Genomic DNA, 22490 nt, shown 5'->3' on the forward strand with positions numbered 1-22490 from the left:
GCCATGAAAGAATATCCGATAAACAAAACCGAAGAGGAATGGAAAGCCCAATTAGGCTTAGAGCGTTATAAAATATTACGTCAAAAAGGAACAGAATTTCCACATTCTGGAAAATACAACTTGCTTTTTGAAAAAGGAACCTACTGCTGCGGTGCCTGCGGAGAGCCACTGTTTAAAAGCGACTCGAAATTCGATGCCCATTGTGGCTGGCCTTCTTTTGATGAATCGATTCCTGGAAAAGTAGAATATATAAAAGATACTTCTCATGGAATGTTACGAACCGAAATTTTATGTGCCAACTGTGGCAGTCATTTAGGCCATGTTTTTGACGATGGTCCTACAGAAACAGGGCAACGCTACTGCGTAAACTCACTATCTATTGATTTCAAAGAGTAAAAGATGGATTTATTTAATGAGTCGACCGACTGGGCCGCAGCCCTTAAGCCATTAATTGTAAAGTATAAGGACAAGAAACATCCTCTTGACTATAAAAATCTGTATCAATTATTGGTCATGGTAGTTTTATCTGCGCAAGATAGCGACGCTCATATTAACAAAATTGCCCCGGAATTATTCAAGGCATTTCCGAACATGAAGTCCCTAGCAGAAGCAGATGAAAAGTCACTATTACCTTATATAGAAGAAGTTCGCTTTCACGGAAATAAACTTAAATGGCTTCTTGAGATTGCAGAAAACATAAAACAAGACAAGAATATACCTCTGACAATGAAGGAATTGACAGCATTAAAAGGTATAGGCAGAAAATCAGCCAATGTAATCATGAGAGAAGCTGGGGCAGCCCCCGAAGGTATTATGGCCGATCTGCATGTTGTCAGGGTAGCGCCAAGATTAGGAATTGCCAAATCAAAAGACGCAGACAAAATTGAAAAAGAAATGATGGAAGTCTTGCCAAAATCGATGTGGTCTGAAGCTGGTCTTGCCATCTCCTTTTTAGGTAGAGAAACGTGCAGGCCAACAAATCCAAAACACAGTGAATGCATAATGAACTCTGTATGTGAGTTTTATAAAAATAAAAAAGGCGGTCAAAATTGACCGCCTTTTTTATTATAATATTTTTATTAAATCTCCAGCAGAAGTAAATAATGCTGTTAGTGAAGCATTGTCTTTTTTTAATACTAATTTATATTCTCCATCTGCTGCCACAGCAGCTTCCACAATTTGATAATCGCCATATTTAGCTTTTATATTCATAAGAGCCTCTTTATTAACCTCTTCTGGTGTTATCTTCTTGTATTCTTTTTCTTGTGATACTACCATAGCTGATTTCTCAGTTGCTTTAGCTTCAGTTGGTATACAGATTCCTATACCAAGGTACATTATCGATAAACAAAATAACTTTTTCATAACTATAATTTTTGTGTTGTTATAATAAAGTTAGTTCATTCATTATAGTAGTAAAAGAATTTTAAACAAACTTTAGTAGTTAACGCCAATTTGATTAAGATGCCTTGCATATATGCAAAAAAAAAGAGTCCTTACATATCGTAAGGACTCTTTCAAAGGAAGGCGGCGACATACTCTCCCACAGGATTGCAGTACCATCTGCGCAGGCGGGCTTAACTTCTCTGTTCGGGATGGGAAGAGGTGAGCCCCGCCGCAATAACCACCTTGGATCATTCTTGCCGTCGGGCGGCATGTCCATGGCCTCTTTTTACGGATACCATGGCAATATCTTGGCATACTGGGATAAAATACATTTTTAAGTTTTATAAGAAAGTTTCTTCCTGCCCCGGAGGGCAGGAAAATCGCGCATAAGCTTACGGGTTATTAGTACTGCTCGGCTATGACATTACTGCCTTTACACCTGCAGCCTATCGACGTGGTCATCTCCCACGACCCTTAAAAGAAATCTCATCTTGTGGTGGGTTTCGCGCTTATATGCTTTCAGCGCTTATCCCTTCCCGACGTAGCTACTCTGCGATGCCCCTGGCGGGACAACAGATACACCAGCGGTCGGTCCAATTCGGTCCTCTCGTACTAGAATCAGATCCACTCAAATTTCTTGCGCCCGCAGTAGATAGAGACCGAACTGTCTCACGACGTTCTGAACCCAGCTCGCGTGCCACTTTAATGGGCGAACAGCCCAACCCTTGGGACCTTCTCCAGCCCCAGGATGTGACGAGCCGACATCGAGGTGCCAAACCCCCCCGTCGATATGAGCTCTTGGGGGAGATCAGCCTGTTATCCCCGGCGTACCTTTTATCCTTTGAGCGATGGCCCTTCCATGCGGAACCACCGGATCACTATGCTCTACTTTCGTACCTGATCGACCTGTATGTCTCTCAGTCAAGCTCCCTTATGCCATTGCACTCTGCGCACGGTTACCAAGCGTGCTGAGGGAACCTTTAGAAGCCTCCGTTACTCTTTTGGAGGCGACCACCCCAGTCAAACTACCCACCAAGCAATGTCCCCCGCAGCGCGGGGTTAGGCTTCAGACAAGCAAAGGGTGGTATTTCAACAATGACTAACCTACGCCTGGCGACGCAGGATCGAAGTCTCCCACCTATCCTACACATCACTTGTCCAAAGTCAATACTAAGCTATAGTAAAGGTGCACAGGGTCTTTTCGTCCCACTGCGGGTAATCGGCATCTTCACCGATACTACAATTTCACCGAGCTCATGGCTGAGACAGTGTCCAGATCGTTACACCATTCGTGCAGGTCGGAACTTACCCGACAAGGAATTTCGCTACCTTAGGACCGTTATAGTTACGGCCGCCGTTTACTGGGGCTTCAATTCAATGCTTCTCCGAAGATAACATCTCCTCTTAACCTTCCAGCACCGGGCAGGTGTCAGGCCCTATACTTCATCTTACGATTTTGCAGAGCCCTGTGTTTTTGATAAACAGTCGCCTGGACCTCTTCACTGCGGCCAGCTTGCGCTGGCGACCTTTCTCCCGAAGTTACAGGTCTATTTTGCCTAATTCCTTAGCCATGAATCTCTCGAGCACCTTAGGATTCTCTCCTCGACTACCTGTGTCGGTTTACGGTACGGGTTCTTATAATCTAAGTTTAGAGGTTTTTCTTGGAAGCCCTTAGGCACACTATCGCTTTGTCCGAAGACTCCGCGTACTATCGCATTTCGCCATTCCCTACGGATTTGCCTATAGGAAATATAGCTAGGTGCTTCAACGAACTATTCCGTCAGTTCGCGGTGCTTTCATCACTCCGTCGCCCCATCACAATTATAAGAAGTACGGGAATATTAACCCGTTGGCCATCGACTGTCCCTTTCGGGTTCGCCTTAGGACCCGACTAACCCTCAGCTGATTAGCATAGCTGAGGAAACCTTAGTCTTTCGGTGTGCGGGTTTCTCGCCCGCATTATCGTTACTTATGCCTACATTTTCTTTTCTGGTCGGTCCAGCATACCTTACGATACACCTTCGCCCCAGCCAGAATGCTCCCCTACCACTTGCAATAAATTGCAAATCCATAGCTTCGGTAATATGCTTATGCCCGATTATTATCCATGCTCGTCCGCTCGACTAGTGAGCTGTTACGCACTCTTTAAATGAATGGCTGCTTCCAAGCCAACATCCTAGCTGTCTGGGCAGACAAACCTCGTTCTTTCAACTTAGCATATATTTGGGGACCTTAGCTGATGGTCTGGGTTCTTTCCCTCTCGGACTTGGACCTTAGCACCCAAGCCCTCACTGTTATGAAACATTATACAGCATTCGGAGTTTGTCAGGAATTGGTAGGCGGTGAAGCCCCCGCATCCAATCAGTAGCTCTACCTCTGTATAACTTTACGCATAACGCTGCACCTAAATGCATTTCGGGGAGTACGAGCTATTTCCGAGTTTGATTGGCCTTTCACCCCTACCCACAGGTCATCCGAAGTCTTTTCAACGACAACCGGTTCGGACCTCCACTGTGTGTTACCACAGCTTCATCCTGCCCATGGGTAGATCACACGGTTTCGCGTCTAACACTGCCGACTATGGCGCCCTATTCAGACTCGCTTTCGCTACGGATCCGTGGCTGAACCACTTATCCTTGCCGGCAACGTTAACTCGTAGGCTCATTATGCAAAAGGCACGCCGTCACCCCACTAAAGGGCTCCGACCGCTTGTAGGCGCATGGTTTCAGGATCTGTTTCACTCCGTTATTCACGGTTCTTTTCACCTTTCCCTCACGGTACTGGTTCACTATCGGTCTCTCAGGAGTATTTAGCCTTGGCGGATGGTCCCGCCGGATTCAGACAGGGTTTCACGTGCCCCGCCCTACTCAGGATACCGCTATCTATTACAATCATTGCCCGTACGGGGCTGTCACCCTCTATGGCGCGACTTTCCAGTCGCTTCCGGTTCTTCTTGCATAAAATGTCGCGGTCCTACAACCCCAGGTATGCCGTAACATGCCTGGTTTGGGCTAATCCGCGTTCGCTCGCCACTACTTACGGAATCACTTTTGTTTTCTTCTCCTCCGCCTACTTAGATGTTTCAGTTCAGCGGGTTCGCCCTCCTATCGGAGTACTATGCCTTCAGCATAGTGGGTTGCCCCATTCGGATACCTGCGGATCGATCGGTGTGTGCCCGTCCCCGCAGCTTTTCGCAGCTTATCACGTCCTTCTTCGCCTCTGAGAGCCTAGGCATCCCCCATGCGCCCTTATTTTGCTTATTGCGCTTTCTCTTCTGATAAATCAGAAGAATGCTTTCTACTTTTTAAATGTTTTCTTATCCCAATATGTCAATGAACTTTTTTCCTTCCGGAAAAGTGGAGAATATCGGAGTCGAACCGATGACCTCCTGCGTGCAAGGCAGGCGCTCTAGCCAGCTGAGCTAATCCCCCATCTCTAATCTTAAATTATGAATGTTGAATCTTGAATTAATGCGTAATTCGTACTCATACTTCTAAAATTTCCTATCAAAGCCTTAAAAAAGTAGTCCCGGGCAGACTCGAACTGCCGACCCCTACATTATCAGTGTAGTACTCTAACCAGCTGAGCTACGAGACTCTGTTTTATTGCTTTTCTTTAATATTTTTGAACCAACAGCGAGAGCAGGCGGACCATGATGGCCCCCGCAGCGAGATTTGCGTCTTTCTCTAGAAAGGAGGTGTTCCAGCCGCACCTTCCGGTACGGCTACCTTGTTACGACTTAGCCCCAGTTACCGGTTTTACCCTAGGCAGCTCCTTGCGGTCACCGACTTCAGGCACCCCCAGCTTCCATGGCTTGACGGGCGGTGTGTACAAGGCCCGGGAACGTATTCACCGGATCATGGCTGATATCCGATTACTAGCGATTCCAGCTTCACGGAGTCGAGTTGCAGACTCCGATCCGAACTGTGAACGGTTTTGTAGATTCGCTCCTGGTCGCCCAGTGGCTGCTCTCTGTACCGTCCATTGTAGCACGTGTGTAGCCCAGGGCGTAAGGGCCGTGATGATTTGACGTCATCCCCACCTTCCTCTCAGTTTGCACTGGCAGTCTCGTTAGAGTTCCCGACATGACTCGCTGGCAACTAACGACAGGGGTTGCGCTCGTTATAGGACTTAACCTGACACCTCACGGCACGAGCTGACGACAACCATGCAGCACCTTGTGACCTGCCCGAAGGAAAAACCGTTTCCGGTCCTGTCAGGCCACATTTAAGCCCTGGTAAGGTTCCTCGCGTATCATCGAATTAAACCACATGCTCCACCGCTTGTGCGGGCCCCCGTCAATTCCTTTGAGTTTCATTCTTGCGAACGTACTCCCCAGGTGGGATACTTATCACTTTCGCTTAGCCACTCAGGTTGCCCCGAACAGCTAGTATCCATCGTTTACGGCGTGGACTACCAGGGTATCTAATCCTGTTCGCTACCCACGCTTTCGTCCATCAGCGTCAATGTATTGATAGTAACCTGCCTTCGCAATCGGTATTCCATGTAATATCTAAGCATTTCACCGCTACACTACATATTCTAGTTACTTCCCAATAATTCAAGCCCTGCAGTATCAATGGCAATTTCCCGGTTGAGCCGGGAGATTTCACCACTGACTTACGGGGCCGCCTACGGACCCTTTAAACCCAATGATTCCGGATAACGCTTGGATCCTCCGTATTACCGCGGCTGCTGGCACGGAGTTAGCCGATCCTTATTCCTACGGTACCGTCAGTCTGGCTCACGAGCCAGGGTTTCTTCCCGTATAAAAGCAGTTTACAATCCATAGGACCGTCATCCTGCACGCGGCATGGCTGGATCAGGCTTGCGCCCATTGTCCAATATTCCTCACTGCTGCCTCCCGTAGGAGTCTGGTCCGTGTCTCAGTACCAGTGTGGGGGATCTCCCTCTCAGGACCCCTACCCATCATTGCCTTGGTAAGCCGTTACCTTACCAACAAGCTAATGGGACGCATGCCCATCTTCCACCGATAAATCTTTAATACCATCCCGATGCCGGGTCGATATACTATAAGGTATTAATCCAAATTTCTCTGGGCTATCCCTTTGTGGAAGGCAGGTTGCATACGCGTTACGCACCCGTGCGCCGGTCTCGATATCCGAAGACATCTACCCCTCGACTTGCATGTGTTAGGCCTGCCGCTAGCGTTCATCCTGAGCCAGGATCAAACTCTTCATCGTATATTTTAATAATTTCGACGAATCTCAGCTTTGTTGCGGGTCTTATCTAAAGACCGCGCCGCTCTCTCTTTTTTAGCTCCGGCATCGCTGCCGAAACTGCTGTCAATCCAATATGTCTATGAACGTGTTCTTCTATTCTTTCGCCTCTCTCGAAGCGGGTGCAAAAGTACGATTATTTTCCGAACCTGCAAGACTTTTGAAAAAAATTTTGAATCTTTTTTTCTCCGGCCCTTCCGGCCCCTTCCGATCGGTGTTTTGCGGACGGCAAAGATATGACCCTTTTCCGTTTCCTGCAAATCTTTTTCGGATTTTTTTTCAGGCCTTCTGTTTCAGTACTCGGTAGGAACGTTGCTTGATTGCGGGTGCAAAAGTAGCCCCTTTTTCCGCTTTTCCAAACTTTCAGCATACTTTTTTTTAAAGTTTTTCGCAATGCGCTGGAACACAGTTTTATGGAAACCGAAGTTTTTTCGGCTCCGCAGGAAGGAAACGGCGAAGCCGCGCGTGCGCTCCCTGAAAAAGGGCCGGAGAAGCCGGAACGGCCAGCGGCTTCTGTGCCGGAAAAGGCAGAAATATTAGGCAGGAAGCATCCGAAGGAAGATGAAAAACGTCGGGAAACTAAACTGCAACCTACTATTTTGACATATTTAAGTTCGGTTCTGATTATTGAACAATAAAAACTAGCAACTAAAAAAGGCAACCTATCTTTAGATTGCCCTTATACATATATATTATAGTATGTATTATGTTTTAGATTTTGCTACTTTCTCATTCCATGATTTAGAAAGTTCTTGATAGTTTATATTGATGCCTGGTTTTTGTTTGGGAAGCCTGCCTTCTTCAAAAGCTCTTACTAATATGGTTTCGATAAGAAAATCTTCGGCTACATTATAAGGATTGTACTGCGTCTTTAGGTTTATGCTAAAAACTCGAGCCGTCTTGTTTGCCCAGAAAGCTTTCCAGCCACTTTTTTGCTCTTTAATCAGATCGAAGGTAGTAGAACCCGTTTGCCTATGAATCAACTTCACCAATATCTGTCCGTCTCTTCGGGACAGCTTTTTCAGTTGGCCTTCAAATTCGTTTTCGAGATACTTCTCTACAATCTTGAAATATTTCTTTTTCTCTTTCTCAGTTTTCAACTTGGCCATTCCTTTATCTAATGCGACCAATCTGTCCGCCGCAGTTTTCGCATACGGATAGACTCGCTGGACTCTTCGTTGCAAAACCAGAAAGTTCTTCTTGCTTTCTTCGTCAACTTCTCCTTTTAATATAAGTACTTCATCGAGCTGCACGACCTTGATCGTATCCGGCTCGTTCAAATACTCATCGTTTTTATCAACTTGTGCCTGCAGCGCATTGGATAAAAAGAACAGGATAGAGAAATAGTATATAGCTTTCATTAAATTGACTGTTTGTTGTGTAAAATTATATAATATATGGATAACTGTTATTTCAAATTTATATTTTAGCGAAAAAATAAATTATGGCATCAAAATCTATATTAAAAAAGTCGTCTTTGACCTTTTTGGAAAACTACTTAAACAATGCTTCACCGACCGGATACGAATCGAACGGACAAAAAATCTGGATGGATTACCTAAAGCCATACGTCGATACTTTTCTTACCGATACTTATGGTACCGCTGTCGGAATTATCAATCCTGATGCCCAGTACAAAGTTGTCATTGAAGGGCATGCCGATGAAATTTCTTGGTATGTTAATTATATTACTGATAATGGTCTTATTTATGTTATCCGAAATGGCGGTTCTGATCATATGATTGCTCCTTCAAAGCGCGTCAATATTCATACCAAAAATGGAATCGTGAAAGGTGTTTTTGGATGGCCTGCTATCCACACTAGAAATCGCGGGAAAGAGGAAGCGGCGCGAATCGATAATATTTTTATTGATTGTGGATGCGAAACCAAAGAAGAGGTTGAAAAATTAGGCGTTCATGTTGGTTGCGTAATTACGTATCCTGACGAATTCATGGTCTTAAACGAAAATAAATTTGTTTGCCGAGCGATTGACAACAGAATGGGTGGCTTTATGATTGCTGAAGTAGCCCGACTGCTTCATGAAAACAAAAAGAAATTGCCTTTTGGATTATACATTACTAACTCCGTTCAAGAAGAAGTAGGATTGCGCGGTGCAGAAATGATTACTAAAACAATCAGGCCTAATGTTGCTATCGTTACTGATGTCTGCCATGATTCTACTACTCCGATGATCGACAAAAAAATTGAAGGTGATACTCAAATCGGGAAAGGACCTGTGGTAACTTATGCTCCTGCTGTTCAAAACAACCTGAGAGAGCTAATTATAAATACGGCTGAAGAGAAGAAAATTCCTTTTCAAAGGCTGGCTTCTTCTAGAGTTACAGGTACCGATACCGATGCTTTTGCTTACAGTAATGGCGGTGTTGCTTCTGCTTTGATTTCTCTTCCGTTGCGTTATATGCACACGACTGTTGAGATGGTTCACCGCGAGGATGTCGAAAATGTGATTCAGCTTATCTACGAGTCTTTGCTTAAAATCGAAAGTGATGAAACTTTTACTTATTTCGGAAAATAAGAAAACTTACTAAAACAAAAGTCCCGTTATTGATGAGATAGCGGGACTTTATTCTGATTGATGATTTGTTAAGCTTTTTTGTGGGCTTTTATAAGTTCAGCTGCTTCAGTAGCATTTGATAATTCTGCATGTTTTAATGCTGTAAATCCTTTTTCGTCTTTTGTGTTTACTCTGGCTCCGTTTTGCAAAAGCAGTTGTACGATTTCTACTTTGTTATAACGTGCAGCAAACATTAATGGAGTCATTCCGTTTGATGTTGCATTAACATCTGTTCCAAACTGGATCATTTTTTTTACGGTGTCAACATCGCCTTTAGCGATAGCTTGACATAAAGGGTTTACACTTTTGCTTACAACAGCAATTTTTTCTGTTAGGCCGGTTTCAGTGTTTGCTGCGATAGCAACATTTCCAAATGCAAGTAATGCAATTCCTAAATAAACGATTGATTTTTTCATGATGATTGTGTTTTAAATTATTTTTTGATTTGATTGTATAGAATAGACGACGAACTTTATCTTTTGTTACAGCATTATTTTTTTATAACATAACTTTAACATTTCAGTTAACTAATTGCTTCTTTTGCTGTTACAAAGAACAAAAAAAACACGCAAAGCGTGGTTATTATAGAATTATGATTGTGTTAGATTATTTGTTCAGAAAGTCCAATACATTTTTTTCGATACGTTCATCTATGTTGGAAACGTCTGCCTTGAAAAATTTTTCTCCTAGAATGTTTTCGTATAGCTCGATATATCTTTCTGAAACCGATTCAATATAGCCTTCTGTCATTTCTGGAATTTGCTGTCCTTCCTTACCTTGAAACCCATTAGCGATAAGCCACTGTCTTACGAATTCTTTCGACAATTGTTTCTGGGCCTCGCCTCGCTCCTGTCTTTCTTCATATCCTTCTTTGTAAAAGTAGCGAGAAGAATCTGGCGTATGTATTTCATCTATCAAAACGATTTTGCCCTCTTTGGTCTTACCGAATTCGTATTTGGTATCTACTAAAATCAATCCTCTATCTGCCGCAATCTGCGTACCTTTATTATACAATACTCGGGTATAATTCTCCAATACTTCGTAATCTAGCTCAGAAACGATTCCTCTTTCAAGAATTGCTTCTTTAGAAATATCTTCATCATGTTCTCCATTGTCAGCTTTTGTCGTAGGCGTGATAATCGGTTCTGGAAACTTATCATTTTCTTTTAATCCTTCTGGCATTTCTACGCCACAGATTATTCTTTTTCCTGCCGCATATTCTCTTGCTGCATGGCCTGAAAGATAGCCGCGAATTACCATTTCGACTTTAAACGGCTCGCATAAATGACCTATAGCAACGTTCGGGTCGGGCGTGGCGATTAGCCAATTGGGTACAAGATGTGAAGTCATTTCCATGAATCGGGTTGCAATCTGATTCAGGATTTGTCCTTTGTATGGAATTCCTTTTGGCAAGACTACGTCGAAAGCAGAAAGCCTATCCGTAGCAACCATTACAAGAAGCTCGTCGTTGATATTGTATACTTCACGGACTTTTCCTCTGTATACTGATTTTTGGCCTGGAAAATTGAAATTGGTAGCGGTTATGGTATTACTCATTTTTTTGGTTGTTGTGTTGTTGTTTGAAAGATACAAAAGTAATTTGTTTCGCAGAGATACACAAAAGAAGCAACAAAGTTTCACTAAGTTTATCGGAAAGGTTAGGTTCTTTGTTAATTCCAATCAGTCATAATCAAAAAGCCCAAGATAAACCCTACGGAATATCTTGGACTAAGCTTATGAAACAGAACGCTTACAGCTATTCTTTTATGATTTTGTAAGTTTCAGTTTTTGAATTCGTATTTATCTTTACTAAATAGGTTCCTCGCGAAAGGCTTGAAACATCTACTTGTTTATCTCCATCAATATCCATTTTTCTCATGACTTCTTGTCCCAACAAGTTATAGATGGCAACATTAGAAACTTCTTTTAGCCCAGAAATATTCAATACGTTTGTAACTGGATTAGGAAATAATTTCACTTTATCTTGACTTATATCCTCGGTGCTTAATGCTGGGGGTGTTACCGTGAAGTTGGTCACATCAAAATCTAAAACTTTTGGATCGGCCCAAATTCCGACACCAAAATATATCGTTTGATTTGCCGCTAGATTTGTTACCGTAACCGATAAAGTTCCTGTTTCAGTGTTAAACGATCCTGAATACGCTCCTGATAAACAACCTGAAATTACTGTTCCATTGCAATCAGAAAAAGCCATCAAGCCCATATAATCTGTCTTGATAAGAATTTCAAAATACGCTGTTTCTCCTGCAACTGGTCCTGATGTATATTTAAACATATAATCATCACCTTGAGAAATAAATACATCATCAAAACAAGTCGTGTTAAAACTTAGCGTGCTGCTAAAACCCCCTGTTCCTTGGCAGTTTGGTGCAGATGTTACCCAAGATCCTGGACTTCCTGCTCCTGGCGTGACAATATTAGGTTGCGTAAAGCCACTTGTTATAGGAATGGCATTGGCACATGAATATTGCCCATAAGAGGCTATTCCTCCTATAAAAAACGTAAAAAGTAATAAAGTAATTTTGCTCATAGTTTATTGATTTTAAGTATAATAATCTCAAATTTAGCTAATTACTTTTTATCACAACAAAAAAAGACAGCTTTTTAGAAACTGTCTTTTTTATGATTTATAGAAATTTACTTTAATCGTGATTTTCAATCTGCTTATAGGCGTCGATTACTTTCTTAACTAATCTATGACGAACGATATCTTTATCATCAAGATAGATGATGCCGATTCCGTCAATATCTTTCAACACCAGAAGAGCTTCTTTCAAACCAGAAATCGTTCTTCTCGGCAAATCGACCTGACCGGGATCTCCAGTAATCATGAATTTGGCATTCTTACCCATACGCGTCAAGAACATTTTCATCTGGGAGTGTGTTGTGTTCTGCGCTTCATCGAGAATAACGAAGGCATTGTCGAGCGTACGTCCGCGCATGAAAGCCAAAGGTGCAATCTGAATAATTCCTTTTAGGATATAATCTTCGAGTTTTTCATTCGGCAGCATGTCTCGTAGCGCATCATATAAAGGCTGCATATACGGATCTAGCTTTTCTTTCATGTCACCAGGAAGAAATCCAAGGTTTTCACCAGCTTCAACAGCCGGACGCGTCAAGATAATTCTTTTGACCTGCTTTTCTTTCAGCGCTTTTACTGCCATCGCAACACCTGTATAGGTTTTTCCTGTCCCGGCGGGACCAACGGCAAAAACCATATCGTTCTTGTTCATCGTATCGACGAGCAACTGCTGGTTTGGAGTCATCGCCTTGATGATTTTTCCTCCTACTCCATGAACCAAGATTTTGTCATGGTCGCCCATTCTTTCGATTTGCTGGCTTCCTCCTTCAATCACTCTTTCAATAACGTTATCGTCAATATTATTGTAGCGTGTGAAGTGGAGCATCAATCGCTGGAAACGGTTTTCAAACTCGTCTAAAACTTCTTTTTCTCCAAAAGCCTTAATCGTAGTTCCTCTGGCAACAATCTTTAATTTAGGATAATATTTTCTAATGGTTTCAAGATGAGAGTCTTGAGCGCCCCAAAAATCTTTTGGCGCGATGTCTACGAGTTCGATGGTTCTTTCGTTCAAAAGCTATAGTATTAAATTAAAAAATTATCTGGCTATTTTGTTAGCTTTGCATATCTCAAATTTAATAAAAATTTAGGCGCTTAGGCGTTAATGTTATAAACAATTTTATGTCAATAATTACCCTTACGACCGATTTTGGATACAAAGACCACTTTGTCGGTACTTTAAAGGGCAAGATTTATTCTGAATATCCTGATGCTAAAATTGTAGACATTTCGCACGAGATCGATTTGTTCAATGTTTCTGAGACAAGTTATATTATTGGAGCTTCGTATTCTAGCTTTCCAAAAGGAACTGTACATATAATAGGAGTTGATTCTGAATTACACCAAGAAACACAGCATATTGCCATGCAATGGAACGACCAGTATTTTATCTGTGCCGATAACGGTATCCTAAGTATGCTGACGCAAAAGATCATTCCACAGAAAATCGTGTCTATTAATATTCACGACAGGCTAGCCATTAATGCTACAGCAATGGATGTTTTTGTAACAGTCGCTTGCCATGTTGCACGCGGTGGCTTGTTGAATGTCATCGGAAAAGAAATTACCAAGATAAAAGAAGTAACCGAATTACAGGCTGTTGTCAGTCAAGACAGCAGTTCTATTAAAGGCTATGCAATCTATATCGACCATTTTGGCAACGTGGTAACGAATATTTCAAGGCAGCTTTTTACCGAAATCGGAAAAGGAAGAAAATACGAAGTGAGTTTTAAAAATTATAAATTAAAGACCATCTTGCCGAATTATTCTTCGATTATTAATTTTGAGCAGAATTCCATGAAATTTTACGAAGGAAAGGAACTTGCCATTTTTAATGAAGCTGGTTTTTTAGAAATCGCAATGTACCGCAGCAACCCGAATTCTGTTGGAGGCGCTTCAAGTTTGTTGGGATTGAAATATCGGGATTTCGTAAGCATTAATTTTATTTAGCTTTAAGCTGTAGGCAATACGCTTTAAGCATACAAAAAGTCATAAATCAAAATTCATAAATCATATATCAAACATTATGTTCGTACGAATTGTAAAACTATCCTTCCATGAAGAAAACATTCCTGCTTTCTTGGAAAATTTCGAATTGATGAAGGAAAAAATACGAAATGCCCCAGGAAACCGTTTTCTAGAATTATACCAAGATAAAAACAATCAGAGCATTTTTTTTACGTACAGCTATTGGGAGACGGAAGAAGATCTGGAAAACTATAGGAAATCGGCTCTTTTTGATAGCGTCTGGACATTTACAAAGAAATTATTTAACGACAAACCTGAAGCGTGGAGCGTGGATAAGCTGGTAACGCTTGAATAATTTTTGATTTTAGATTTTAGATTTTTGACGTAACTTGTCCCACTTCAAACATTCAACTATCAACTATCAACTATCAACTATCAACTATAAACTATAAGTTATAAATGAAGTCAATTTTACTACGAGAGATCAAATCCTTTTTCGGTTCGCCGATCGGTTATTTGGTTATTGCTATTTTCCTCTTGCTCAACGGACTTTTCCTTTGGGTTTTTGAAGGCGATTTTAATATTCCTAATTCGGGATTTGCAGACTTGAGCCCGTTTTTTACGTTAGCTCCCTGGATCTTGATTTTTCTTATTCCAGCCGTAACCATGCGAAGTTTTTCGGATGAGAAAAAACAAGGGACTATTGAGTTGCTTTTCACAAAACCTTTAAGCATTTGGGAAATCGTAAACGGAAAATTCTTTGGCGCGTTCTTATTGATCGTAATCGCTATTATTCCGACTCTCATTTATGTGATTATGGTTTACAATCTTGGAAATCCAGAAGGAAATTTAGATTTCGGAAGTACCTTAGGTTCGTATTTCGGGTTATTATTCTTGATTGCTTCTTATACTTCTATCGGAATTTTTACTTCTACGCTTTCTGAAAACCAAATTGTCGCATTTATAATTTCGGTGCTTTTGTGCTTTGTGTTCTATTTCGGATTTGACGGAATTTCAACTTATGCTGGAGGATTCGACCTTGTTGTATCATCAATTGGAATGGATTATCATTTCAAAAGCATGAGCCGCGGCGTATTGGATACGCGAGATATTCTTTATTTTGTAAGCATTACGATATTGTTCTTATCCTTTACTGCTTTTAAACTTAAATCTTTGAAATCGTAATGAAAGCCTCTAAGAAAAAAAGCCTGCAGCAGCTCGGCCTTATCATCATAGCCGTAATTGCGGTAAACATTGCCGGAAACTTCTTTTTTAAGCGATTCGACCTTACCAAAGACAAACGCTATACGCTGTCGAAAAGTACGCTCGACATGATCAAAAAAGTCGATCAGCCGTTGTATATCGACGTATTTCTTGATGGACAGTTTCCACCAGAATTTAAACGTCTGCAAGGAGAAACAAGACAGATGCTAGAAGAATTCAGAGCATATAACTCTAACATTATCTTTAATTTTACGGATCCTTTGGCCGACGAATCTAAAGCAGATCAATTTGTTGCCGAATTGTCGGGATTGGGCTTCTCTCCTACCAACATCCAAAGCAACAAAAACGGAAAAAAATCAATGATTCAGGTTTTCCCGTGGGCTATTGCGAACTACGGTACTAAGTCTGTCCGCGTTCCTTTATTGATCAATAACTTCGGAAATAATGCAGATGAAAATATCAGCAAATCTGTACAATTATTAGAGTTTGCTTTTGCTGATGCTCTTACAAAACTGGCTACGACCGAAAAGAAAAAAATTGCTGTATTAAAAGGCAACGGCGAGATGAACGACAAATATCTGGCGGATTTTATCCTAAACTTAAAGGAATACTATCTGATTGGAGAATTCAATCTCGATTCGCTAGCCAATGACCAAAACAAGACGATGCAGAATTTGGCTCATTTTGATGCAGCTATCATTGCCAAACCAACCGAAGCATTTACAGATTCTGAAAAATACATTCTAGATCAATACATCATGAATGGCGGCAAGACGCTCTGGCTTATCGACAAAGTCGTGGCTGATATTGACAATCTTCAGAATGAGTCTCAGTCCGCTTTGGCGTATCCACTAGAGCTAAATCTTGACGATATGTTTTTCAAATACGGTATCCGTATCAATTACAATTTGGTTCAAGATTTGTTATCCACGCCAATTACAGCGCGTTCTGAAAATGGGGACTTCCCTATCGACTGGCTGTATTCGCCTATCATAAAATCGGGAGAAAACCATCCGATAAATAAAAATGTGAACTTGGTAAAACTAGAGTTTGCCAACCAGATCGATACGCTAAAAAATAATATCAAGAAGACAGTATTGCTGAAAAGCTCTCCTGAATCAAAACTTGTCGGGTCTCCAATTGAAATGAGCTTGCACCAGTTTATGGAAGAACTAAATGAAGCCGAGTTTTCAAAAGGGAACCAAACATTAGGTGTCTTATTAGAAGGAAAATTCACTTCGGCTTTCAAAAACCGGGTGAAGCCTTTCAAGGCAGACAAATCGCTTGACGAAGGAAAAAACAACAAGATGATCGTGATTGCCGATGGCGATATTATCAACTATACGTATGTCAACAAAAAACCGCTTTTGAATGGTCTAGACCAATGGACACAGCAGATTTATGGCAATAAAGATTTTCTGATGAATTCTATAAATTATCTGCTAGATGACAACGGACTTATCAACATCCGAGGCAAGAATGTAGAACTGCCGCTTCTTGATGAAAAGAAAGTAACAGAAAATTATACTTTTACCCAATTCATAACTATTGGATTACCAATTCTTATCCTCGCAATTTTTGGATTATTATTTACCTACCTCAGAAAGCGTGCGTATAGCAAATAATGTTAATAAATTGGTTTTGTTTTAGAATTAGTTTAAGATATATTTGTGCAATGTAAAATTTTGTAGTTTTACAATCCTTATTAAATAAAAGACGAAAATGAAGTTTATAGTATCGAGTTCATACTTATTAAAACAATTGCAAGTTTTAGGAAGCGTTATCAATAGTAGCAACACCTTGCCTATTTTAGATAATTTCCTTTTTGAATTGGATAATAATCAATTGACTGTTTCTGCATCCGATTTGGAAACAACAATGTCTGCTACGCTAGAAATCGATTCTACGAGTACCGGAAGCGTTGCTGTTCCAGCAAAATTGCTTTTGGAAATCTTGAAAACTTTTCCAGAGCAGCCGCTTACTTTTACGGTGGAAGAAAACAGCACGATTGAAATCAGTTCTAATTCTGGTAAATATGCCTTGGCCTATGCTCCAGGCGAAGAATTCCCGAAATCTGTAAACCTTGATGATCCGTCTTCTACTATCGTGCCTGCTGGCGTTTTGGCAACTGCTGTAAGCAAGACCATTTTTGCTGCTGGAAACGATGACTTGCGTCCAGTAATGTCTGGGGTATTTTTCCAGTTCTCTCCAGAAGGACTGACTTTTGTGGCAACCGATGCTCACAAACTAGTAAAGTATGCGCGAACTGACGTAAAAGCATCACAAGTGGCTGATTTTATCATGCCGAAGAAACCATTGAATATCTTAAAAAGTATTCTTGGAACTTCTGAAGCAGAAGTAAAAATCGAATACAACGATTCGAATGCTACTTTCTCTTTTGACAATTATGTATTGACTTGCCGATTGATTGACGGAAAATATCCAAATTATGAAGCGGTTATCCCAAAAGAAAATCCAAACAAATTGATGATCGACCGTTCTCAATTCTTGAGCTCGGTTCGTCGTGTTGCGATTTTCTCAAATAAAACTACGCACCAAATTCGTTTGAAAATTGCTGGAGCAGAATTGAATATTTCTGCCGAAGATATCGATTACTCAAACAAAGCGGAAGAGCGTTTGACTTGTGATTATCAAGGCGACGATATGCAAATCGGTTTCAATTCACGTTTCTTGACCGAAATGCTGACAAACTTGCAATCAGACGAAATCATGCTGGAAATGTCTCTTCCTAACAGAGCAGGTATCCTTACTCCTGTTGACGGACTAGAAGAAGGCGAAACAGTAACGATGCTTGTAATGCCGGTAATGCTGAACAACTAAAATCTTTTTTATGCGCAATATCATCAAAGTATTTCCTTTTTTAGCGGTTTTTCTTTTTCTGTCTTGTTCAGATGACGACGGAAGAACTTTAGGTGAAAACGGATTTACTTTTAACGGAGCTTTTCATGTTTTGAACAATGCTTTTGTTACGGATGACAATATTGTAGATGAAAATCCGAGTACCATTTCTATAGTGCTTTCAAATGTAAACCTGAGCGATTCTACTGCCGTATCGAACATATCTAAAGTCTATTTTGATTTTAATGGTGTCAATTTGGAACCAGGAACTTTAACCGATATTCCTAACTATTCTATTGAAACAGGTGGCGCTTTTGTACAAAATGCAGAAGATGAAGATTTCACGTATACAAACGGTACTTTCTTGCTAAAAAGTTCAGACCCTGGGCTGACAGCAACTGAGAAAACGGTTACCATCAATTCTGTTACAGAAACTAAAGTTGACCTTACATTCTCGTTTACAAGAGCTGATGGCCAGACTTTTACAGGAAAATACAACGGATTATTTACTGACTTGAGCAGTACCGAATAAGCTACAACCAACCCTTTATACCAAAAAATTACCGTAGTCTCTTTGAGCTACGGTTTTTTATTTATAGGTAAGCTAAAAATTATTTGTCGCTGATGCGGATAAGCTTTTTATTAACGAACTCTTCAATTCCTAATTCTGACAATTCCCTGCCATACCCCGAGCGTTTGGTTCCGCCAAAAGGCAAATCCGGACGAGATGCTGCATGTTCGTTGATAAAAATCATTCCCGTTTCAATCTGGCTGGCAACTTCGATTGCCCTGTCAATATTTTGGCTAAAGACAGAACCGCCTAATCCAAAAGTAGAATCATTGGCCAACGCAATTGCTTCTTTTTCGTCCTTTACTTTATAGAATGAAGCTACAGGTCCAAAAATTTCTTCATGATATGCTACCATTCCTGGCTTGATATCGGTTAAAATTGTAGGTTCAAAAAAAGCTCCTTCTCTGGCAATTCGCTTCCCTCCCAATACGACCTTCGCTCCTGCTTTTACGGTTTCATTTACCTGCTCTTCAATCTTCTTGGCAGCTTCCTCACTGCTCAAAGGTCCAACTTGAGTATCTCTTTCCATAGGATCGCCTATTTTCAACCCTGTGAGCTTTTCTTTAAACTTTTCCAGAAATTTATCAGCTACTTCTTCTACCACAATAATTCTTTTAGACGAGGTACAGGCTTGCCCCATATTGCCGAATCTTCCCTTGACGGCATTTTGTACGGCCTTGTCCAAATCAGCATCTTCTAAAACAATGAAGGGATCGCTACCTCCTAATTCCAAAACCGATTTCTTTAAGTTTTTTCCAGCGGCTTCAGCCAAACTAGAACCCGCCTTTTCGCTTCCCGTCAAAGACATACCTACAATTCTCGGATCTTCCGCAATTTTAGCGATTTTCGGGCTCGAAAGAAATAAATTAGTATAGATTCCTTCCTTAGCACCGGCTTGCCTAAATATTTCTTCTATGGCTTGAGCACATTGCGGAACGTTGGAAGCATGTTTCACCATGATTACATTTCCAGCCATAATATTCGGCGCAGCGACCCTTGCTACTTGATTAAAAGGATAATTCCATGGCTCGACCGCAAGAATGATTCCTATCGGAGTGTATCGAACGAATGCCTTTCCATCTTTTACCTCAATAGGTTTGTCTTCTAAAAAAGTAGCGGCATTTTGGGCATAATATTCATATACCGAAGCGCACATGTCAATTTCTGCTTCGCTTTGGGCTATCAGTTTTCCCATTTCGAGCGTTATCAATTTTGCCAGTTCTTCTTTTCTTTCGCGTAATATCGACGCCACATTCATCAAAAGCTTGGAGCGTTCTTTTACTGGAACCGATTTCCAAACTTGATACGTTTGATCAGCTTGCGCTATTTTTTGCTCAACAGTTGCTGCCGAAAATTCTTCAAAAGATTTGACTTCTTTATTGTTATAGGGATTGATTGTTTGGATTGCCATTTTTTAATTATTTATGCATTAGTACTACTTCTTTCGTGTAGTGCCAACATTGGAATATCGATCTTATAGGACATTTTTTTTGTCAGACTTGAACTAAAGAAGTCTTCCCAAAAACCTCTTCTTTCCGTCAGCATGGTCAGCATATCGATATGCTGATTATTTATAAAATCTTGGATGGTTTCTTTTACGTCGTCATGAGGAACGACAAAAAACTGGACTGGCCAAGCACTGCAGCGACCTTCCCATATTTTAATCTCTTCATCTGAAATAGTAGAAGATGATTTCTTGACATATAAGCTTTTAATAGAGGCATTAAATTTTACTGCAATTTCGACTACGCGTTCCAAAGCCTCAAAATCTTTTTCTCTATAAAGATTGGTAAAAGCGATTGTTTTTATTTTCTTGTATCTCGCTTCTATCGGAATACTCAGTACCGGAACTGTAAGTGAGGTTATAGCTTCGCCTGTCTGAGAACCAAAAAGCGAGTCAAACCAATTCGAAACGCCGCTTGTTCCCATAACCACTAAGCTTATATTATGTTCTCCCACCGCATCTTGCATCGCAAAAGTTAAATCGCCCGATTTGAGTAAGTGTGTTATTTTAATATGTCCCATTCCATGAGCATCGGCTATTCTCTGAAGTTTCGGAATATAATCTTGAAAATGGGCCATCTGCTGAAGCTCAAGCGAATCATACATTTCCTTAAAATTAATCGGAATTTCAGCCCCATCGATAATTGGCATATCAAAAGTATGAAGCAACATTATCTCTGCTTCAAGCGAATCTGCCATTTTCAGCGCGTAGAGAAAAGCATTATCAGCTATTTCTGAAAAATCTGTTGGAAAAAGAATGCGTTTCATAATACAAGTCGTTTTGTACATATAAAGTTACAAAAAAGTAAAGCCTAAAGAAAATCATACGCTTGAAGTTTGCTTTTATTTAACACTGTCGGTGGTTTTGCCACATAGCAACTTTCCTGCTATCTTTGCATAAAATAAAAAATATGCTTTCACAAGATACTATCGTTGCCTTGGCTACTCCATCAGGTGCTGGAGCGATTGCCATCATTCGGATTTCGGGAAAAGATGCACTGACAATTGCGGCTTCGTTATTTGAGTCGGTTTCTGGAAAAGACATCCTGAAACAGAAGACGCATACCATCCATCTGGGGCATATCGTCGACGGCGCGAAAGTATATGACCAGGTATTGCTTTCTATTTTTAAGGGTCCTAATTCTTATACGGGAGAAAATGTGATTGAAATTTCATGCCACGGCTCGACTTACATTCAACAGCAGATTATTCAATTGTTGCTCCGCAAAGGATGCAAAATGGCCGAACCGGGAGAATTTACGCTCCGCGCTTTTATTAATGGAAAACTGGATTTATCGCAAGCAGAAGCTGTAGCTGATCTTATTTCTTCAGAGAATGAAGCTTCGCACCAGATTGCCATGCAGCAGATGCGAGGTGGTTTTTCTAATGAAATTGCCAAGCTCCGTGAAGAACTCCTGAATTTTGCTTCCCTAATCGAACTGGAATTGGATTTTGCAGAAGAGGATGTAGAATTTGCCGATCGTACGCAATTTCATGAGCTCTTGGAACGCATCGAATTCGTTTTAAAACGACTTATCGACTCGTTTGCAGTCGGTAATGTGATTAAAAATGGTATTCCTGTTGCGATTGTCGGCGAACCAAACGTTGGGAAATCAACCCTTTTGAATGCTTTGCTGAACGAAGAACGTGCTATCGTTTCTGAAATTGCAGGAACAACACGTGACACGATTGAAGACGAGCTTGTAATTAACGGTATCGGCTTTCGATTTATCGATACGGCTGGAATCCGAGAAACTGCAGATATTGTGGAAAGTATCGGTATCAAAAAAACTTTTGAAAAGATTGAACAGGCACAAGTTGTCGTTTATCTTTTGGACAGTTCCCAGATTTCGGATTTCAGACTTCAGACCTCAGAAAATAGCAGGCTGCATACTATAAAAATTGAAGTTGAAAAGATAAGAAATCAGTTTCCGTTAAAACCTTTAGTCATTATTGGAAATAAAGCTGATATGCTGACTGAATCTCAAATCGAAAATTTAAAATCTGAAATCCCTGAAATTCTTTTAATTTCTGCTAAAGAAAATACAAATATTGAAGACTTAAAAAATCAGCTACTTTCCTTTGTGAATACAGGCGCCCTGCGAAATAACGAGACTATCGTGACCAATACAAGGCATTATGATTCCTTGTTAAAAGCGCTGGAAGAAATCCAAAAAGTCAAATTCGGGCTGCAAACTGGAATTTCAAGCGACCTGATGGCAATCGATATCCGCCAGGCTTTGTATTATTTTGGAGAAATAACCGGGCAAGTAACTAATGATGAGCTCTTAGGAAATATTTTTGCTAACTTCTGCATCGGCAAATAGAGAGGTATAAAAAACACATAACATCACAAACAAAACCAGTTAAAAAGCTTGAAAAACAGCATTTTAGCTGGTTTTTAATTTTTGCGATATTTTGCATTGGTTTGCGTTTTTTGTATCAGATTTGTACCCCATTTGTACCTCAAAATTATTTTTTTTTCGAGGTACAAATCTTGGGAGAGATTATGGCACACGCTGACACACAGAGGCACATGTAGACACTGAGGGACATAAACAGTCA

General features: G+C 40.8%; 19 protein-coding genes, 2 tRNA genes and 3 rRNA genes. 11 read left to right on the forward strand and 13 right to left on the reverse strand.

All coding sequences use genetic code 11. The features are described 5' to 3' along the window. The first annotated feature begins 3 nt into the window (after positions 1-3). Together msrB and OLM56_RS13190 are read left to right on the forward strand one after the other, a co-directional pair. Positions 4-396, forward strand: a complete 393-nt coding sequence (gene msrB, locus OLM56_RS13185; protein ID WP_182494289.1) for a peptide-methionine (R)-S-oxide reductase MsrB — start codon at positions 4-6, stop codon at positions 394-396. A 3-nt stretch (positions 397-399) separates the two neighbouring features. Next, positions 400-1053: an endonuclease III domain-containing protein gene (locus tag OLM56_RS13190; RefSeq protein ID WP_264527283.1), complete on the forward strand. Its 654-nt coding sequence runs from the start codon at positions 400-402 to the stop codon at positions 1051-1053. A gap of 12 nt (positions 1054-1065) precedes the next feature. Here OLM56_RS13190 and OLM56_RS13195 read toward each other — a convergent pair whose 3' ends face one another. The 6 genes from OLM56_RS13195 to OLM56_RS13220 all read right to left on the reverse strand — a co-directional run bounded on the left by OLM56_RS13195 (position 1066) and on the right by OLM56_RS13220 (position 6590). Continuing rightward, on the reverse strand, positions 1066-1365 hold the full coding sequence (locus OLM56_RS13195; protein ID WP_264527284.1) for a hypothetical protein: 300 nt from the start codon (positions 1363-1365) through the stop codon (positions 1066-1068). 157 nt (positions 1366-1522) lie between these two features. Then, positions 1523-1632: ribosomal RNA gene (rrf, locus tag OLM56_RS13200) — 5S ribosomal RNA — on the reverse strand. A 136-nt stretch (positions 1633-1768) separates the two neighbouring features. Continuing rightward, positions 1769-4650: ribosomal RNA gene (locus OLM56_RS13205) — 23S ribosomal RNA — on the reverse strand. 93 nt (positions 4651-4743) lie between these two features. Then, positions 4744-4817 (reverse strand) — tRNA-Ala (locus OLM56_RS13210). Positions 4818-4909: 92 nt separating this feature from the next. Next, positions 4910-4983: transfer RNA gene (locus tag OLM56_RS13215), tRNA-Ile, on the reverse strand. Positions 4984-5076: 93 nt separating this feature from the next. Next, positions 5077-6590 (reverse strand): 16S ribosomal RNA (locus tag OLM56_RS13220). Together the 16S, 23S and 5S rRNA genes with 2 tRNA genes alongside form the textbook arrangement of a ribosomal RNA operon. 449 nt (positions 6591-7039) lie before the next feature. Here OLM56_RS13220 and OLM56_RS13225 point away from each other — a divergent pair. Further along, positions 7040-7264 (forward strand): hypothetical protein, encoded by a 225-nt coding sequence (locus tag OLM56_RS13225; protein WP_264527285.1) that lies wholly within the window; start codon positions 7040-7042, stop codon positions 7262-7264. 66 nt (positions 7265-7330) lie between these two features. Here OLM56_RS13225 and OLM56_RS13230 read toward each other — a convergent pair whose 3' ends face one another. After that, a complete protein-coding gene (locus tag OLM56_RS13230; protein ID WP_121377630.1) occupies positions 7331-7987 on the reverse strand; it encodes a DUF4294 domain-containing protein in 657 nt (218 codons plus the stop codon). A gap of 83 nt (positions 7988-8070) precedes the next feature. Here OLM56_RS13230 and OLM56_RS13235 point away from each other — a divergent pair, with 83 nt between their 5' ends. Continuing rightward, complete coding sequence (locus OLM56_RS13235; protein ID WP_121377629.1) at positions 8071-9162, forward strand: M42 family metallopeptidase; 1092 nt, start codon at positions 8071-8073, stop codon at positions 9160-9162. A 68-nt stretch (positions 9163-9230) separates the two neighbouring features. On the opposite strand, the gene OLM56_RS13240 is transcribed toward OLM56_RS13235, so the two are convergent. From OLM56_RS13240 to OLM56_RS13255, 4 genes are all read right to left on the reverse strand, one after another. Beyond that, positions 9231-9617 carry an ankyrin repeat domain-containing protein gene (locus OLM56_RS13240; protein WP_121377628.1) on the reverse strand — a complete coding sequence of 129 codons (387 nt, stop codon included), beginning with the start codon at positions 9615-9617 and terminating at the stop codon, positions 9231-9233. 190 nt (positions 9618-9807) lie between these two features. After that, positions 9808-10758, reverse strand: coding sequence for a phosphoribosylaminoimidazolesuccinocarboxamide synthase (locus OLM56_RS13245; protein WP_264527286.1), 951 nt, complete (start codon positions 10756-10758; stop codon positions 9808-9810). A gap of 199 nt (positions 10759-10957) precedes the next feature. Further along, positions 10958-11752, reverse strand: a complete 795-nt coding sequence (locus OLM56_RS13250) for a T9SS type A sorting domain-containing protein (protein ID WP_264527287.1) — start codon at positions 11750-11752, stop codon at positions 10958-10960. 112 nt (positions 11753-11864) lie between these two features. After that, positions 11865-12815, reverse strand: a complete 951-nt coding sequence (locus OLM56_RS13255; protein WP_121377625.1) for a PhoH family protein — start codon at positions 12813-12815, stop codon at positions 11865-11867. A 107-nt stretch (positions 12816-12922) separates the two neighbouring features. On the opposite strand from OLM56_RS13255, the gene OLM56_RS13260 reads away from it, so the two are divergent. The 6 genes from OLM56_RS13260 to OLM56_RS13285 all read left to right on the forward strand — a co-directional run bounded on the left by OLM56_RS13260 (position 12923) and on the right by OLM56_RS13285 (position 18383). Next, positions 12923-13750 carry an S-adenosyl-l-methionine hydroxide adenosyltransferase family protein gene (locus tag OLM56_RS13260; RefSeq protein ID WP_264527288.1) on the forward strand — a complete coding sequence of 276 codons (828 nt, stop codon included), beginning with the start codon at positions 12923-12925 and terminating at the stop codon, positions 13748-13750. A gap of 76 nt (positions 13751-13826) precedes the next feature. Continuing rightward, the gene (locus tag OLM56_RS13265) at positions 13827-14123 is read left to right on the forward strand and encodes a putative quinol monooxygenase (RefSeq protein WP_264527289.1); all 297 of its coding nucleotides are present in this window, start codon (positions 13827-13829) and stop codon (positions 14121-14123) included. Between the two features lie 104 nt (positions 14124-14227). Then, a complete protein-coding gene (gene gldF / locus OLM56_RS13270) occupies positions 14228-14953 on the forward strand; it encodes a gliding motility-associated ABC transporter permease subunit GldF (RefSeq protein ID WP_264527290.1) in 726 nt (241 codons plus the stop codon). Then, positions 14953-16617, forward strand: a complete 1665-nt coding sequence (gldG, locus tag OLM56_RS13275; protein WP_264527291.1) for a gliding motility-associated ABC transporter substrate-binding protein GldG — start codon at positions 14953-14955, stop codon at positions 16615-16617. Before gldF ends, gldG begins: the two co-directional genes overlap by 1 nt. A 97-nt stretch (positions 16618-16714) precedes the next feature. Further along, positions 16715-17833 (forward strand): DNA polymerase III subunit beta, encoded by a 1119-nt coding sequence (gene dnaN / locus OLM56_RS13280; RefSeq protein ID WP_121377620.1) that lies wholly within the window; start codon positions 16715-16717, stop codon positions 17831-17833. Positions 17834-17843: 10 nt separating this feature from the next. Continuing rightward, the gene (locus tag OLM56_RS13285; protein ID WP_264527292.1) at positions 17844-18383 is read left to right on the forward strand and encodes a hypothetical protein; all 540 of its coding nucleotides are present in this window, start codon (positions 17844-17846) and stop codon (positions 18381-18383) included. A gap of 79 nt (positions 18384-18462) precedes the next feature. Here OLM56_RS13285 and OLM56_RS13290 read toward each other — a convergent pair whose 3' ends face one another. Together OLM56_RS13290 and OLM56_RS13295 are read right to left on the reverse strand one after the other, a co-directional pair. Next, on the reverse strand, positions 18463-19833 hold the full coding sequence (locus tag OLM56_RS13290) for an NAD-dependent succinate-semialdehyde dehydrogenase (protein ID WP_264527293.1): 1371 nt from the start codon (positions 19831-19833) through the stop codon (positions 18463-18465). Positions 19834-19844: 11 nt separating this feature from the next. Continuing rightward, positions 19845-20693: a universal stress protein gene (locus OLM56_RS13295; protein WP_264527294.1), complete on the reverse strand. Its 849-nt coding sequence runs from the start codon at positions 20691-20693 to the stop codon at positions 19845-19847. A 143-nt stretch (positions 20694-20836) separates the two neighbouring features. Between OLM56_RS13295 and mnmE the strand changes: the two genes are divergently transcribed. After that, positions 20837-22252, forward strand: a complete 1416-nt coding sequence (gene mnmE / locus OLM56_RS13300; protein WP_121377616.1) for a tRNA uridine-5-carboxymethylaminomethyl(34) synthesis GTPase MnmE — start codon at positions 20837-20839, stop codon at positions 22250-22252. Positions 22253-22490 lie beyond the last annotated feature (238 nt).

Origin of the sequence: Flavobacterium sp. N2550 (assembly GCF_025947265.1) — a bacterium.
GTDB lineage: Bacteria > Bacteroidota > Bacteroidia > Flavobacteriales > Flavobacteriaceae > Flavobacterium > Flavobacterium endophyticum.